Here is a 14215-nt window from a genome sequence, read left to right as displayed (position 1 = left end):
GCGTTTAGTGACGGAAATGGCGCGTGCCGGTAAATACCATCACTATGCCACGCTCATCAGCTGCAGCAATCACTTCATCATCCCGAATGCTACCACCAGGTTGAATTACACAGGTGGCACCCGCTTCAGCGACCACATCTAGCCCGTCTCGGAAAGGAAAGAAAGCATCGGAGGCTACCGCGGAGTTGTTTAAGCTTAAGCCGGCATTTTCCGCTTTAATGGAGGCAATGCGAGCGGAGTCCACTCGGCTCATTTGGCCAGCACCCACACCCATGGTCATACCGTCTGCGCAAAAAACAATAGCGTTTGATTTCACGTATTTAGCCACATTCCACGCAAAGAGTAGGTCTTGCATTTGCTCAGGGGTGGGTTGTTTTTTACTTACCACGGTAAAGTTATCGCTATTATCGCTATACGTGTCGGGAGTTTGTACTAACCAGCCACCCCCTACGCGTTTCATGTCGAAGGGGTTATGGGATTTCTCGGAGTCCGTGGCGATCTTCAATACCCGTACATTTTTCTTGGCGGCAAAAATAGCTAAAGCCTCTTCGGTATAGTCAGGCGCCAAGAGCACTTCTACAAATTGAGCAGACACCGCATTGGCTGCGGCGGCATCTACAATTTGGTTAAAGGCAATAATGCCCCCAAAAGCGGAGGTGGGGTCGGTTTTAAACGCTTTGTCGTAAGCCAATGCGGCTGTTTCACCTAGCGCCACACCGCAAGGATTAGCATGTTTTACAATGACACAGGCGCCCGACTCAAAGCTACGTACGCACTCCCAGGCCGCATCGGCATCGGCAATATTGTTATAGGATAATTCTTTGCCTTGCAGCTGCTCGTAATTGGCAAGTAGGCCAGTCCCTACATGCGCATCACGATAAAAAGCCGCACTTTGATGGGGGTTTTCACCATAACGCATGATTTGTTGCTGTTGCACTTGTAGGGTGAGAGTTTGAGGCCACTCAGCCTGTGCAGGTGTTTCGGTTTGCGCCGGTTCGGCCGTATTTAAGCTGCTGAGGTAATTGGCAATAGCACCATCGTAAGCTGCCGTATGAGCATATACCTTAGTGGCCAGAGCCAAACGTAAACCATAAGAGGTATTACCTTTAGCATCTATCTCACTGAGCACCTGTTCGTAATCGCTAGGATCTATCACCACGGTTACCCCACCAGCTTGCGTGCCGTGGTTTTTTGCGGCAGCGCGCAGCATGGCGGGGCCACCAATATCAATATTTTCTATGGCATTGGCAAAGCTGCAATCCTCTTTAGCAATGGCTTCGCGAAAAGGATAGAGGTTCACTACCAACATATCAATACGGTCAATGCCGTGTTCTTCTAAGGTATTGAGATGTTTGGCGTCATCACGGCGCGCTAACAAACCACCATGAATTTTAGGGTGTAGTGTTTTAACTCGGCCATCTAATATTTCAGGTGAGCCTGTATGCTCAGCCACTTCCGTGACTTCTAACCCTGACTCTTGCAGCAGCTTAGCCGTGCCGCCAGTGGATAATAAACGTACGCCACGTTTGGCGAGAGCTTGAGCAAATTCAACAATTCCTGTTTTATCAGACACTGATAAAAGGGCGGTTTGTATCTTCATAATGTAATGAACCGTATAAAAGGTAAAAAATTAAGGTTGTATATGATGGGCTAGCAGTTTTTTACGCAAAGTACTACGCGTAATGCCTAACATTTCTGCGGCTTTAGATTGATTTCCATTGGTTTTTTCTAGAGCGATTTCTAAAACAGGACGTTCTACATAATTAATGACCATCGCTAAAATATTACGAGGGGGAGAGTCACCCAAGTCGGCAAAGTAACGCTCAAGACTGTCTCGTACTGATTGCTCTAGAGGATTGGAATTAGACATGATGTTTTTAATTTGTTGTAGCTGCGGAGGCGACTGGTACAAGAAAGTCTTGTGGGTCGTGCTGGTCAAACCAGAGTGCTACCGCTTGAAGTTGTTGGGTGGTGCATTCAATTTTATTAATTGAAGCAAGCCAGTTTTCTGCATTGGGTGTGTTAGCCAAGTACCAGCCAATATGTTTACGTGCTGAACGTACCCCAATAAATTCACCATAAAAGTCATAATGATCTTCAAGGTGTTCTAGTAATACTTGTTTCATTTCGCCATAAGTGGGTGGATCCATGAAGCGCTGGTGCTGCAAAAAGTAATTTATTTCTCTAAAGATCCACGGGCGCCCTTGAGCAGCGCGGCCCACCATTACGGCATCAGCACCGGTATAGTCCAAGACAAATTTGGCCTTTTCGGGCGAGTCCACATCACCATTCGCGATAACGGGTATACGTAGGGCGGCTTTAACCTCTCGGATTGTATCGTATTCAGCTTGACCTCGGTACAGGTCACAACGCGTACGTCCATGCAGGGTAAAGGCAGCAATACCAGCATCTTCGGCTCGTTTGGCTACTTGTAAGGCGTTTTTACAGCTGTGATCCCAGCCCGTGCGGGTTTTAAGTGTGACGGGAATATTATGGGGGAGGCAAGCTTCCACCACTTTTTCTACAATGCGTGCCACTAAGTCTTCATCTTTTAGTAAAGCAGAGCCTGACAGCACATTACACACTTTTTTTACAGGGCAGCCCATATTGATGTCAATAATGTGCGCGCCTTTATCTATATTAAACAAAGCGGCTTCCGCCATCATGTCGGGGTCAGAGCCCGTAATTTGTACGGCAATGGGGTTCGGTTCACCCGTGTGATCTAAGCGGCGCGCGGTCTTGACGCTATTCCAAAGACGCGGATTGCTTGCGGCCATTTCAGTGACGGCATATTCTGCGCCCAACGCTTTACAAAGCCGCCTGTAAGGGCGGTCTGTAACCCCTGCCATAGGAGCCACAAAAGCCGGGCTGTTAAATTGCCAAGAACCAATACGCATCATGATTACACCCGTAACCCTTGCAGCAACTGTCTAGCTAACGGCATACGGGCTGGTGCCAATAAATCCATAGTAAGTAGCCCCAGTCCACATGCGTGCTCTACCAGAGGGTTTTTAGTCGCAAAAACACGCGGTAAAAAATCGGTAACCATACCCGTTAACCAACGATCAGGTTTACGCTGCTGAGCATAGTGCTGTAGATAAGGTGTAGGCGATAAGCTGGTATCTGCCAGCCAGGGACGCAAAGATAGCACCAACTGTGCCGTATCTCTTAAGCCTAAGTTTAACCCTTGGCCAGCTACAGGGTGTAAGGTTTGAGCTGCATTGCCAATAGCCACTACCTGAGGTGAAGGTAAAGAGCTGCCCGCCGATAAGCTCAGTTCAAAGCTAAATCGCTGGCTTACTAAACGCAATTGCCCCAAACGCGCGCCAAAAGCTTGCATTAACTCTGCTTCAAAATCAGTGGTGCTAAGTTCTTCTAAGTGCGCGGTGCGAGCGGGCGAATTACACCAAACTAGGGCATAACAATCGGGTTGGTTTGGATGGGGTAATAACGCCAAAGGACCATGAGGAGTAAAACGCTCAAAAGCCCAGTCTTTTTTCGGATGACTGCTTTGTACGGTGGCTAAAAGAGCATATTGATTATAGGTGCGCTGTAACTGACTGGGACGAGTGCCATCGGATAACACGGCCATAGCTGCTGTATACGTTTTTTCAGAGGTTTTTATTTGTGCACTTTCTCTGGATAAGGCGGTGACGGGCTGCTCAACTTCTATATAATGAATATTACGGTTTTGTACGGTATGGCGTAAACCTTGCACTAGGTCATCGTAATTTACCACGCTACCTAATACATCTACATCTAGTTCAGTAGGGGTAATAAGCGTGCGCCCTAAACGACCCTGTTGCGAAACATGCACTGTACTCATGGGCGCATGCTTTTGCGGCCACACGCCTAATTGCTGTAACAGCTGCCGGCTGCCGTAATTCATGGCAAGCGTACGGGGATCTAGGGCAGCTCCTTGAGGTGGCGGCTTTTGGCCAAATAAAGCAATGCGAGCAGAAGGGCTTTGCTGTTGTAATTGTAAAGCCAATACACAGCCCACTGGGCCGGCGCCACAGATGGCTATATCAAAATTGAGACGCGTCATAGAGAGATCAAGCAGCAAGAGGTGCGAAATGAATCAAATAAGACTATTGTAATAGATATCCTCTTTCTATCCCCTCCTTTTGCTTTTTGTTTTTATTTTGTTTTTAATTAATTTAGCTACTTTAATTTTATGACTTGGTTGGAATGGCTGAGGCCTTGGGAGTTGTCTCCTACATTATTACTCGCGTTTTTTATTTGTAGCGTGTTGTTTTGGCGCGGAACGCGTGTGCATGCGGTGCAAAAACATAGGCAGTGGTTGTTTTGGATAGGTGTGGTGGCGTTGTATTTAAATCTACACACTATGGTGGATTACTATTCAGAACGGATGTTCTTTATCCACCGTATACAGCATTTGTTTTTACACCATTTATTACCCCTCATAATTATGCTGTCCTATCCGGGCCAGGTGATGCGGGCGGGATTACCATTAAAATGGCGGCGTAAATGGCGTGATGCGCTAAAGACACGCACAGGGCACGCTATTCAATCTGTATTTACGCATCGTATCTTTGTGCCGTTTTTGTTTGTTTTCTTTGTGTTGATTTGGTTGTTACCTATTCCCCAGTTTTACTCCATGATTGACTGGCGCCTTTATCGGTTGATGAATTGGTCGGTGGTTATTAGTGGTTTTATGTATTGGAATTTAATTGTAGATCGCCGCCCGGCACCGCCTGCTGCTATGCGACCTTGGGCACGGGTGATTTCCCCATTAATTACTATGGCACCACAAATCGCTGCAGGGGCTTACATTACTTTTGCAAGCATAGACCTCTATCCCATTTTTGATTTGTGTGGCCGTGCTTTACCGAGTTTTGACGCACTTAAAGATCAGGCGGTAGGGGGCTTAGTCATGTGGGTAGCGGCAGGCTTAGTAGAAACTTTTGGCGTAGTTTATGCCTTAGCCACTGTTGTACGTTTATCGGCTAAAGGGCGTCTGCGCTCTGAGCGCTTGCATAAAATACGGGGCTTAGTGTTATGAAAAAACGTCGATTAACCACCGTTATAGCGGTGGCATTAAGTTTGCAGATCGCGATGTTACCCGCGGTAGTAGCGCAGCCCACGGGTATACCCAGCATGGGGGCGGCCTCGGGGGCGGAGTTGACGCCTAATCTAGAGCGTACTTTGGGTGATGCCATTATGGAGCAAGGGCGTAGAGATCCCCAATATGTTTCAGAGGCGGTAGTGACTCAGTACTTAACACAGCTTGGAGAGCAGTTGGCTAAGCATTCCCCTGTGCCGTTAAATTATGATATTTCGGTATTTGCATTACAAGATCGTAGTATTAATGCATTTGCTTTGCCAGGTGGCTATATAGGTATTCATACGGGCTTAATTGCTGAGGCAGATACTGAGGCTGAGTTGGCGTCGGTGGTAGCGCATGAAATTGCTCACGTGGCTCTGCGTCATGTGGCACGAGGGATGACGCAAGGTTCACAATCAAACCACTTAATGATTGCTTCTCTGGTGGGTTCTTTATTGGCTGGTTTAGCAGGCAGTGCAGACTTAGCAATGGGAGTGGCTGCTTTTGGGCAAGCCGCTGCCGTAGATAGACAGTTGGGGTTTTCACGTCAAGCAGAGCAAGAGGCAGATAGGGTGGGGTATCAGATGCTGCAAGGAGCGAAGTTTGATCCGGCGGGTATGTCACAGATGTTTAGGCTCTTACAAAAAAAATCCCGTCTTAACGAGTCGTCGGATTCTTATGCCACCACTCACCCTTTGTCAGCGCAGCGTTTAGCAGACGCTGAAAATCGGGCTTATTCCAATAAAAATGTCCAATTTACTGAAAATGATGAGTTTTGGTTTGTGCAAGCCGCAGTGATGGTGCTGCAGGCGCAAGGCGGAGCAGCGGCAGAAACGGTACAGCAACGTTTGCAAAGTCGTGCCCATAGTCGTACGGGCGTGGCCCAGGCTGCCGCCTATTATGGTTTGGCATATGCGGCACAAAAGCGCCGTGATAATAAGATCGCACAGGATTATTTGCAAAAAGCCTTACAAGTAGGGGTGCCCTCAGCGGCCTTGGATGTGTTGCAAGTAGAAAATTTATGGTCACAAAATCAAAATGCCCAAGCTTTACAAAAAGCACAAGCTGCATGGCAGAGGTGGCCACAAAATCAGGCAGTAGCTTTGGCCTTAGTGGAGGCATTCAATAAGCAAAATCAAACTAACCAAGCTATTCCGCTATTAGAACAGTTAGTTAAAAAATGGCCTAAAGAACCACGGTTTTTTCAACTCTTAGCACAGGGCTTAGAAAAAACGAATAAGCCTATAGAAGCCCGTGAAGCCATGGCGCAATATTATATATTAGTGGGAGCTTTGCCGAGTGCCGTGGATCAATTACAGCAAGCTCGCAGCCAAAGTACCGATTTTTACCAGCAATCTACTTTAGATGTGCAAATACGCGATTTACGCGAGCGCTTAGAACGCGACCGATTATTATTAGAACGCTTCAAAAGTTAAAAAACGGCTTAAGGTTTTAAATTACTTTTTGGTTTTGAAAAAAGTATTAATACGGCTAGGTAGCCATTCTAAATTACCAGGGAAAGTACCGGTGGTAAACCCTACGTGACCGCCTTTTTTAGGTTGGTGTAATAATACACTCTCTGAAACATGCTGAGGTTGTGGCAGCGAGTAAGTCGGTACAAAGGGGTCATTTTTAGCGTTCAAAATGAGGGTGGGCAGTGTGATGTGTTTTAATAATGGCCGGCTAGAGGCTTTGGTCCAGTAGTCCAGCGCATCACGGTAACCATGCATGGGGGCGGTATATATATCATCAAAGTCACGTAAGGTCTTTACTCGTCCTAGACCTAGGGTATCAATCATGCCAGGAAAACGTCGTGACTTTTCGAAAGTCTTACGTTTCATGCTTTTAAGAAAATGCGGACTATATATATACTTACCCGCCAAACTGTCGGATAAGTGCTCACCACAGCTCACTAAATCCATAGGCACAGAAATGGCCGCTGCCGCCTCAAGCCAATTGGCTTTTTCAGCCGCTTCACCTAAATACTTTAAAAGCGCATTGCCTCCTAATGATACGCCTACGGCGTGCCAATTGGCTTGAGGTAAGCAGGTATGCAACCAGTTTAAAATGAAAGCAATTTCTTCACTATCACCTGAATAGTAAGCACGCGCCATGCGGTTAGAAAAACCCGAGCAGCCTCTAAAGTGAGCAATAACCACTAGCCAGCCGCGAGCCCGAAAATATTGGGCTGTGGCTTGGGCGTAATGGCTATAACTACTGCCTTCTAGGCCGTGAAAAAGTACCATGGCTTTAAGAGGCGGTAGTTGAGTTAGATTTTTTAAATCTTCGTCTTGCATCCAGCGCCTAGCTGCGGTTTTAGAGAGCTTTGGCTCACGAGCAGCCTTGGTACCCGAAGCAAAGGTATCAGCAAATAAACCTGGGCCACTGAAATCCAGATCTAAAAAGTCACCATCAGGGGTATCAATGCGTTGACGTACAAAGGCAATAGGCTGCTTTTTGGCCAAGTAAGCACTGTAAATGGTTTGTAGGTGACCACCCGGTAACCAAAACGGGGTGGGGCAGTCAGAAAGATCGATGGTAGCGGTCACAAAAAAAGCCGTAGGTAGAGTTAATTAATTATTCGGGGGCGGCGGACTTTTTCAACTCATAGGTGGCGCTACAATAAGGACAGATAGCTACACCTTCTTTCTCGATTTCTATGTAAACTCGAGGGTGCATGCTCCATAGAGGTGCTTTAGGTCCTGGACAATAGACGGGTAAATCGGCTTCGGTAACCGTAATGGTTTCAATATTTTGACTGTGGCTAGACGTTGCACTCATGGTGACTCCTTATTGAGCAAATAAGTAACTAAGATCATAATTGTAGCAAGCTCAGGCTGTACTTGGCGTGATTGATCTCAAAACACAAAGGTAGAAGGTGTCTTTACAAAATAAACTACGCTTAAAAGCATTGTCTAATCGACAACGGCATTATTTTAGCTTGGCATTACGTGATGCTGCACCCACATTAATAGCCACTGGCATTTGGGGTTTTGTGACGGGTATTGCTATGCTGAAGTCGGGCTTGTCTGAAACCTACGCGGGGTTAATGACTTTTTTTGTGTATGCCGGGTCGGCTCAGCTTACTGCTTTACCTTTAATTGAGTCCGGGGCACCACTATGGCTTATTTCCGCGGCGGCTCTGGTGGTGAATATACGTTTTATTATTTTTGGGGCCGCTTTGCAGCCTTATTTTCGTCATTATTCATGGGGCAAACGCTTTTTCCTAGGTTACTTCACTACAGATATCGCTTTTGTGTTGTTTATGTCGCGATTTGGTAATCATAAAGAAGAGAAAAAACCTGTAGGTAGAACACAACACCTTTGGTACTTTTTAGGCTTAATTATTCCCAATTGGATTGTGTGGCAGCTTTCTTCTTTTAGCGGCATTTTTTTAGGCGGATTTATTCCTGAGTCCTGGGGAATTGAGTACGCGGCTATTTTAGCTTTGATGGCAGTGGTAATGCCTTTACTAAAAACACGTCCTTTTTTGATGTGCCTTGTGGTTGCTGGCGTGGTGGCATGGGTAGGGCAGTTGCTGCCCTTACGTCTAGGTTTAGTGGCCGCGGTACTAGCAGGCGTGGCGGCAGGCGTGGTGACTGAGCAACTACAGCACAAAAGGAGCACCTAAATGTCCTTTACACAGTATGATTGGTATATCCTAGGGGTAGTGGCGTGTTTAACTTTAGTGAGTTTTTTAACTAGGGCGGGCTATTTTCTCTTTGGTGATTATTTACCTTTACCTGATAGCGTACGACGCGCCTTACGCTATGCACCGGTAGCAGCACTAACTGCTATTATATTGCCCGAAATTCTCCCGTGGTCAGCGCAGGAAATGCCGCGCTTAGACCCTCATAAACTGGTTGCGGCCTTGGTTGCCGTGCTGGTTTACCTGCGCACAGGCAGTTCTGTGTGGTTAATGGTGGCTGGCATGATGGCGTATTGGCTGTCTAGAGCCTTGTTTTAACCACTAGACTCGCGCCGCAACGCAATATAAATTCATCAATGAAAGAAAAAAATACAGATACAAATACAGATCTTAGCTTTTCTAGTTTTGGATTACACCCTGATTTACTCTCATCCATTGTAGCTACGGGCTACACCACCCCCACTCCCATTCAAGCGCAAGCCTTACCTGTAGTGATGGAAGGCCGAGATGTGATGGGTGCTGCACAAACGGGTACGGGTAAAACAGCTGCTTTTTCATTACCCATTTTGCATCGATTAATGGCGTTTGCTACTACCAGTGCTTCGCCTGCACGTCACCCTGTGCGGGCGTTAATCTTAACGCCCACACGTGAGCTAGCGAATCAAGTGGGTGAGAGCGTTAAGCTCTATTGTAAAAATACCCCACTGCGTTCAGCCATTGTGTTTGGTGGGGTGGATATACGAGTGCAACGTGATGAACTACGCCAAGGATGCGAAATTCTTATTGCCACCCCTGGCCGTTTGCTTGATCACATAGAGCAAAAAAATGTGAATCTAAGTCAAGTGGGTATTTTGGTGCTAGATGAGGCAGACCGTATGCTTGATATGGGCTTTTTACCAGACTTAGACCGTATTGTGCGCCAGCTACCAAAGCAGCGTCAAAGCTTGCTGTTTTCTGCCACCTTTAGTCCAGAGATTCGTAAACTAGGCAATAATTTCCTAAATAATCCCGTTAGTATTGAAGTGGCTGGCCGTAACACCACGGCAGACACCGTAGCCCAAAGTGCTTACGCGGCGGAAGGGGATGAAAAACGTATTGCGGTAGCCCACATAGTACGCAGTAAAAAACTCAGCCAAGTGATTGTATTTACCAATAGGAAGTTGACAGCTGCACGCTTAGCGCGCCAATTAGAGCGTGAAGGCCTTAAAGCTGAGTCCATACATGGGGATAAAAGTCAGCTAGAACGTATGAAGGTGTTAGAGGCCTTTAAAGCTGATGAGCTTGAAATCTTAGTGGCCACGGACGTAGCGGCACGTGGTTTAGATGTGGCAGGAGTACCTTGCGTAATTAATTATGATTTACCCTTTAATGCGGAAGACTACGTACACCGCATTGGACGTACCGGCCGTGCTGGAGCCAAGGGTGAAGCCATTGCTTTGGTGAGTGCAGAAGAAAATCATCTGTGGGTAGATATTCAAAAGCTTATTGGTACCAAACTGAGCTTACAAAAATTAGATTTACCTAATACTGCAGCACCTAAGCCATCTGTAGCCAGACCTGCTCGCGGCCGTCATCGACATAACAAGCCGCAAGATGAGATTTTTTATAAACCCTATCAGCCAACTACTGCTCCTAGCGCTCAAAAACAAGCTGCTACAGAAAAGAGCAATAAAAACGGTAATGGCAATACGAATAAAAAACGTGATGTAGGGGTGTTATTGGGCGGCGGTAATTAACAGTTGTTCAAAACTTGTCACCGGATCTATGTATTGTGCCTTAGTTTGAGCTTGTTGTAATAAACGTTCAATGTGTTCAGCAAATGGCAATAAGGGACCATAAAATAAGGTCCCTTTTTTATTTTGAATCAAAATAGTAGGGAAGTCTTCTATGTCTTCGTCTATAAGTAAGTCTTCGTGCTCCTCTACATCTACCCATACAAAAGCATGTTGAGGGTGTTTAGGCGCTAAGGCTTCGAATTGTGCTTTGAAGCCATTGCAGGTTCTGCACCAAGCAGCGCAAAAGCATACAATTACATACTCATCATCGCTAAGCGTAGACAGTTTGTGTTGTAATTGTTCTAGTTTTTTTTCTGGATAAAACATCGTCCACTCCTAATGATTTAATTTATGAAATCTATGAATTTATGAATCAACTTCCTAATGAATCTACCGTTTATTTTAGCTCTCAAAGCTCTATAAAACGAATTCAGCAAGCGTTAAGCCAAGCTGTTGTTTCACAGTTTAGCCCTAAAATGTTAGGAGCGTTGCTATTACCTTTTATGGTGGCTTTAGTGGGGGCCGTGGTGCTGCTATGGCTGTTTTGGACGCCTCTTAAGGAACATATTGCCTTATGGCTAGAGCAGTGGGGAGTATTAAATGCACAGTCAGATCTTTGGCTAGTGGGAGCGGGTTTATTTGCTTTAAAAGTGTTTGTGGTGCCATTGTTAGCAGCGGGGGCATTATTACCTTTGGCCGGTATTGCAGGTTTAATTGTGTCTGCTGTGATGGTGATGCCTTTGGCTTTATCTTTTGTGCAAGTTAAACATTACCCACAATTAAAAAAACAGGGTACGAATGCATTTAGCTATAGTGTAGGCAATGCGCTGTGGGTGGGGTTATTATTTATTTTAGGCTGGTTTTTAACCTTACCGTTTTGGCTTATTGCGCCGCTAGCTTTAATTTTGCCCGTGTTTTGGTGGACCTTTGCTTTTACCCGCTTGCTACGGGTGGACTCTATGGTTGAGCATGCCAGCAAAGCAGAGCGTAGTATTTTATTAAAACGCTACAATAAAGCGTATTGGCTCCTAGGTTTATGTATGGCTTTACTTAATTTATTACCACCTGCTTGGTTTATTTTACCCGTTTTTTCAGCCCTGGCTTTTGCGCATTTTAATTTAGCTGCTTTAGCTGAGCTGCGGGCAGAAACTACTTTAAATGCTAATGAGCTCACACTTTGAAGACTGAGAGATGACGATGCAAAAACCTGCTATACGGCTAATTATTATTGGTGATGAGATTTTATCTGGGCGTCGCCAAGATAAACACTTTTCACGTGTGGTTGAACTTTTAAAAGTGCGCGGCCTTAAATTAAAGAGTGCACAAATTATTTCTGATGCTCCGGCAGATATTGAGCGTACTTTAGCCGCAAGTTTTGCTACGAACGATATTGTATTTAGCTGTGGCGGCATAGGCGCCACGCCAGATGACCGCACTCGTCAAGCGGCTGCAGCTGCTTTAGGTGTGGAGTTGGCCTTACACCCGGAGGCGAAAGCCCTCATTACAGAGCGCACCCAAGATCAAGCTGGGCCCAATGACAAAGTCGATATGTCTACACCAGAAAATCAACAACGTTTAGAAATGGGCGTATTCCCGGTAGGTGCTGAAATTGTACCCAATCCTTATAATAAGATCCCAGGTTTTTTTATTAATAATCATACCTTTACGCCTGGGTTTCCTGTTATGGCTTGGCCCATGATTGAATGGGTGCTGGATAATAAATACCGGCAATTTCAGCATAAAGAACAACACACTGAGCACTCCTTTGTGGTTTTTTCTATACCGGAGTCACGCATTGTGCCTGCTTTATTGGCGGTGGAGCAGCGTTGGCCTGCTGTACAAGCTTTTAGCTTACCCAGCATGGGGGAAACAGGTCATAATCCGCATATAGAGTTAGGTGTTAAGGGTGAGCCCACGGCATGCGCTGAAGCCATTGCGTATTTGCAACAACAGGCATTGGCCCTAGGCGCGACTTTAAGCCCCTTAGCGAAGTAGAAAAAATCGCAAATAAGTGCTCCCTGTGGTATATACTTTCATAATATGGAATTGCTGCAATGCAATAACTTAATATATACATCTATTACACAGAAAAAGACTATTTAGGCGAATTATTATGCTTGCTGCTAAAACTATGCCAACTCCAGGCATCAACTCCGGTTTAGTCACCATACAAGTTCTAGAACGTGCCATGATTTTATTAGATGAGTTGGCACATCAAACCGAGCCCGTGGCTCTTAAAGACTTGGCGAAAGCTACGGGTCTGCACACTTCCACGGCTCATCGTATTTTAAATGATCTAGTGGTGGGGCGATATGTGGAGCGTGTGGATAACGGCTTGTATAGTCTAGGTATGCGTTTTTTAGAGCTGGGCTCCTTAGTTAAAGGGCGTTTAAATGTACGCACAGTAGCGGTAGAGCCGATGCGTGAATTGCACAAAATTACCGGTCAAACTGTAAACCTTGCTTTGCAACAAGGTGATGAGATTGTGTATGTGGAGCGCTCTTGGAGTGAAAACTCAGGCATGCAAGTGGTACGGGCTATAGGTGGCCATGCACCTTTGCATTTAACCTCTAGCGGTAAGCTGTTTTTATCGCAATGGGATGCGCGCCAAGTTCGAGCTTATGTGATGCGCACTGGTTTAACAGGGAACACGCGTAATAGCATTACACAAATTGCAAGTTTAGAAAATGAATTGAGTTTGGTGCGTAGACATGGTTATGCGCGTGATAATGAAGAGTTAGAGCTAGGCGTGCGTTGCATTGCCGCAAGTATCTATGATGATACGGGTACTTTAGTGGCTGGTTTATCGTTATCTGCCCCAGCAGAACGATTACAAGATAGCTGGATACCTGTACTACGAGAGACGGCTAAATCGATTTCAACCGCCCTAGGCTTTGAGTCCATGCGGGATAGGAAGTAAAAATAAAAAACAACAACTTACAAATAAATGTATAGACGCCACTTGACGCCGGTCTATAACTAGGTACAATGAATGTATTGTTGCAGTGCACCAATAGAAGGTTTTTCCGTTGTGTTCTAGCGGTTTAGGCCTTCGGTAATTTTCGGTAATTGCTAATTAATTTATTTCGAATCAAACCCTTAAAGGACAACACCATGAACACAGAAACTCAAAAACAATTAGTTGCTAATCAACAGCGTAGCTTTAACAACCTAGTAGCCGCTCAAAACCACATTTTTAACGGTTTCGAGCAGTTAATTAACTTAAACGTTAAGCTTTTCAAATCTTCCTTAGATGAAATCGCTGCTAAGTCTCAGCAAGTTGCTGGTCTACAAGACGTACAACAAGCCGCTAATTTTGCTACTGATTTATCCAAGCCTTCCGCTGAGCAAGTATTAAACTACGGTAAAGACGTATTTGAAATCGTTAGCCAAGTACAAAAAGAAATTACTCAGCTAACAGAAAAACAAATCGCTGATAATCAGCAGCAAGCCGCTGAGTTTGTAGAAAGCTTTGCTAAAAACGCACCTGCTGGTAGCGAAAGCGCCGTTGCGTTAGTTAAGTCCGGTTTAGTTGCTGCTAGCAACGCCACAGACACGGTATTAAAAGCTAGCCGTCAAGCCGCTGAGTTAAGTGAAGCCAATATGGCCGCTGCTAGTGGTGCTGCAATGAAAACAGCTGAGCAAGCTGCTGAAGTTGTAGAGAAAAACATGGCTCAAGCTCGTAAAGCTAAGTAATAGCTGCAGCTACTAAAAAGTAGCTCA

At 45.6% G+C, this 14215-nt stretch carries 15 protein-coding genes and 1 pseudogene; 9 read left to right on the top strand and 7 right to left on the bottom strand.

Annotated features, from left to right (window positions below; translation table 11 throughout):
- Positions 1-4 precede the first annotated feature (4 nt).
- The 4 genes from purH to AC2UZJ_RS02545 are packed head-to-tail and all read right to left on the bottom strand — an operon-like array spanning position 5 to position 4048.
- Positions 5-1600: a bifunctional phosphoribosylaminoimidazolecarboxamide formyltransferase/IMP cyclohydrolase gene (gene purH / locus AC2UZJ_RS02560; RefSeq protein ID WP_486948542.1), complete on the bottom strand. Its 1596-nt coding sequence runs from the start codon at positions 1598-1600 to the stop codon at positions 5-7.
- A 30-nt stretch (positions 1601-1630) separates the two neighbouring features.
- A complete protein-coding gene (locus AC2UZJ_RS02555; RefSeq protein WP_486948541.1) occupies positions 1631-1870 on the bottom strand; it encodes a helix-turn-helix domain-containing protein in 240 nt (79 codons plus the stop codon).
- A gap of 7 nt (positions 1871-1877) precedes the next feature.
- Positions 1878-2897 (bottom strand): tRNA dihydrouridine synthase DusB, encoded by a 1020-nt coding sequence (gene dusB / locus AC2UZJ_RS02550; protein ID WP_486948591.1) that lies wholly within the window; start codon positions 2895-2897, stop codon positions 1878-1880.
- A gap of 5 nt (positions 2898-2902) precedes the next feature.
- Positions 2903-4048 (bottom strand): FAD-dependent monooxygenase, encoded by a 1146-nt coding sequence (locus tag AC2UZJ_RS02545; RefSeq protein ID WP_486948540.1) that lies wholly within the window; start codon positions 4046-4048, stop codon positions 2903-2905.
- 129 nt (positions 4049-4177) lie between these two features.
- Between AC2UZJ_RS02545 and AC2UZJ_RS02540 the strand changes: the two genes are divergently transcribed.
- Both AC2UZJ_RS02540 and AC2UZJ_RS02535 read left to right on the top strand, forming a co-directional pair.
- Positions 4178-5026: a cytochrome c oxidase assembly protein gene (locus tag AC2UZJ_RS02540; RefSeq protein WP_486948539.1), complete on the top strand. Its 849-nt coding sequence runs from the start codon at positions 4178-4180 to the stop codon at positions 5024-5026.
- Positions 5023-6504: a M48 family metalloprotease gene (locus tag AC2UZJ_RS02535; protein WP_486948538.1), complete on the top strand. Its 1482-nt coding sequence runs from the start codon at positions 5023-5025 to the stop codon at positions 6502-6504. The genes AC2UZJ_RS02540 and AC2UZJ_RS02535 overlap by 4 nt, the downstream gene beginning before the upstream one ends.
- A gap of 21 nt (positions 6505-6525) precedes the next feature.
- On the opposite strand, the gene AC2UZJ_RS02530 is transcribed toward AC2UZJ_RS02535, so the two are convergent.
- Positions 6526-7617: a YheT family hydrolase gene (locus tag AC2UZJ_RS02530; RefSeq protein WP_486948537.1), complete on the bottom strand. Its 1092-nt coding sequence runs from the start codon at positions 7615-7617 to the stop codon at positions 6526-6528.
- A 28-nt stretch (positions 7618-7645) separates the two neighbouring features.
- Positions 7646-7849, bottom strand: coding sequence for a zinc-finger domain-containing protein (locus AC2UZJ_RS02525; protein ID WP_486948536.1), 204 nt, complete (start codon positions 7847-7849; stop codon positions 7646-7648).
- Between the two features lie 130 nt (positions 7850-7979).
- On the opposite strand from AC2UZJ_RS02525, the gene AC2UZJ_RS02520 reads away from it, so the two are divergent.
- The 3 genes from AC2UZJ_RS02520 to AC2UZJ_RS02510 are packed head-to-tail and all read left to right on the top strand — an operon-like array spanning position 7980 to position 10453.
- Positions 7980-8699, top strand: coding sequence for an AzlC family ABC transporter permease (locus tag AC2UZJ_RS02520; protein WP_486948590.1), 720 nt, complete (start codon positions 7980-7982; stop codon positions 8697-8699).
- Positions 8700-9035 (top strand): AzlD domain-containing protein, encoded by a 336-nt coding sequence (locus AC2UZJ_RS02515; protein WP_486948535.1) that lies wholly within the window; start codon positions 8700-8702, stop codon positions 9033-9035. It abuts the gene before it with no gap.
- A 38-nt stretch (positions 9036-9073) separates the two neighbouring features.
- Positions 9074-10453, top strand: coding sequence for a DEAD/DEAH box helicase (locus tag AC2UZJ_RS02510; RefSeq protein WP_486948534.1), 1380 nt, complete (start codon positions 9074-9076; stop codon positions 10451-10453).
- Here the strand turns inward: AC2UZJ_RS02510 and AC2UZJ_RS02505 are convergent.
- Positions 10433-10819, bottom strand: a complete 387-nt coding sequence (locus AC2UZJ_RS02505; protein WP_486948533.1) for a thioredoxin domain-containing protein — start codon at positions 10817-10819, stop codon at positions 10433-10435. The genes AC2UZJ_RS02510 and AC2UZJ_RS02505 overlap by 21 nt on opposite strands.
- A gap of 110 nt (positions 10820-10929) precedes the next feature.
- On the opposite strand from AC2UZJ_RS02505, the pseudogene AC2UZJ_RS02500 reads away from it, so the two are divergent.
- The 4 genes and pseudogenes from AC2UZJ_RS02500 to phaP form a co-directional block, all read left to right on the top strand.
- Positions 10930-11673: pseudogene (locus AC2UZJ_RS02500) on the top strand (EI24 domain-containing protein); the annotation flags it as partial.
- A gap of 10 nt (positions 11674-11683) precedes the next feature.
- On the top strand, positions 11684-12487 hold the full coding sequence (locus AC2UZJ_RS02495) for a competence/damage-inducible protein A (RefSeq protein ID WP_486948532.1): 804 nt from the start codon (positions 11684-11686) through the stop codon (positions 12485-12487).
- Between the two features lie 118 nt (positions 12488-12605).
- Positions 12606-13412, top strand: coding sequence for an IclR family transcriptional regulator (locus AC2UZJ_RS02490; RefSeq protein WP_486948531.1), 807 nt, complete (start codon positions 12606-12608; stop codon positions 13410-13412).
- Between the two features lie 194 nt (positions 13413-13606).
- Complete coding sequence (gene phaP / locus AC2UZJ_RS02485; protein WP_486948530.1) at positions 13607-14188, top strand: TIGR01841 family phasin; 582 nt, start codon at positions 13607-13609, stop codon at positions 14186-14188.
- Positions 14189-14215: the final 27 nt, after the last annotated feature.

This window comes from Paenalcaligenes sp. DL 309 (genome assembly GCF_057475285.1).
Note: the sequence above shows the minus strand (reverse complement) of the source record. Positions and strands in the feature narration are given on the sequence as shown.

Bases quoted from the DNA above. Each gene is read 5' to 3' on its own strand.
- AC2UZJ_RS02525 (WP_486948536.1), bottom strand. From the start codon at position 7,849: ATGAGTGCAACGTCTAGCCACAGTCAAAATATTGAAACCATTACGGTT.
- AC2UZJ_RS02515 (WP_486948535.1), top strand. From the start codon at position 8,700: ATGTCCTTTACACAGTATGATTGGTATATCCTAGGGGTAGTGGCGTGT.
- AC2UZJ_RS02545 (WP_486948540.1), bottom strand. From the start codon at position 4,048: ATGACGCGTCTCAATTTTGATATAGCCATCTGTGGCGCCGGCCCAGTG.
- phaP (WP_486948530.1), top strand. From the start codon at position 13,607: ATGAACACAGAAACTCAAAAACAATTAGTTGCTAATCAACAGCGTAGC.
- dusB (WP_486948591.1), bottom strand. From the start codon at position 2,897: ATGCGTATTGGTTCTTGGCAATTTAACAGCCCGGCTTTTGTGGCTCCT.
- AC2UZJ_RS02535 (WP_486948538.1), top strand. From the start codon at position 5,023: ATGAAAAAACGTCGATTAACCACCGTTATAGCGGTGGCATTAAGTTTG.
- AC2UZJ_RS02510 (WP_486948534.1), top strand. From the start codon at position 9,074: ATGAAAGAAAAAAATACAGATACAAATACAGATCTTAGCTTTTCTAGT.
- AC2UZJ_RS02540 (WP_486948539.1), top strand. From the start codon at position 4,178: ATGACTTGGTTGGAATGGCTGAGGCCTTGGGAGTTGTCTCCTACATTA.
- AC2UZJ_RS02505 (WP_486948533.1), bottom strand. From the start codon at position 10,819: ATGTTTTATCCAGAAAAAAAACTAGAACAATTACAACACAAACTGTCT.
- purH (WP_486948542.1), bottom strand. From the start codon at position 1,600: ATGAAGATACAAACCGCCCTTTTATCAGTGTCTGATAAAACAGGAATT.
- AC2UZJ_RS02490 (WP_486948531.1), top strand. From the start codon at position 12,606: ATGCTTGCTGCTAAAACTATGCCAACTCCAGGCATCAACTCCGGTTTA.
- AC2UZJ_RS02495 (WP_486948532.1), top strand. From the start codon at position 11,684: ATGACGATGCAAAAACCTGCTATACGGCTAATTATTATTGGTGATGAG.
- AC2UZJ_RS02555 (WP_486948541.1), bottom strand. From the start codon at position 1,870: ATGTCTAATTCCAATCCTCTAGAGCAATCAGTACGAGACAGTCTTGAG.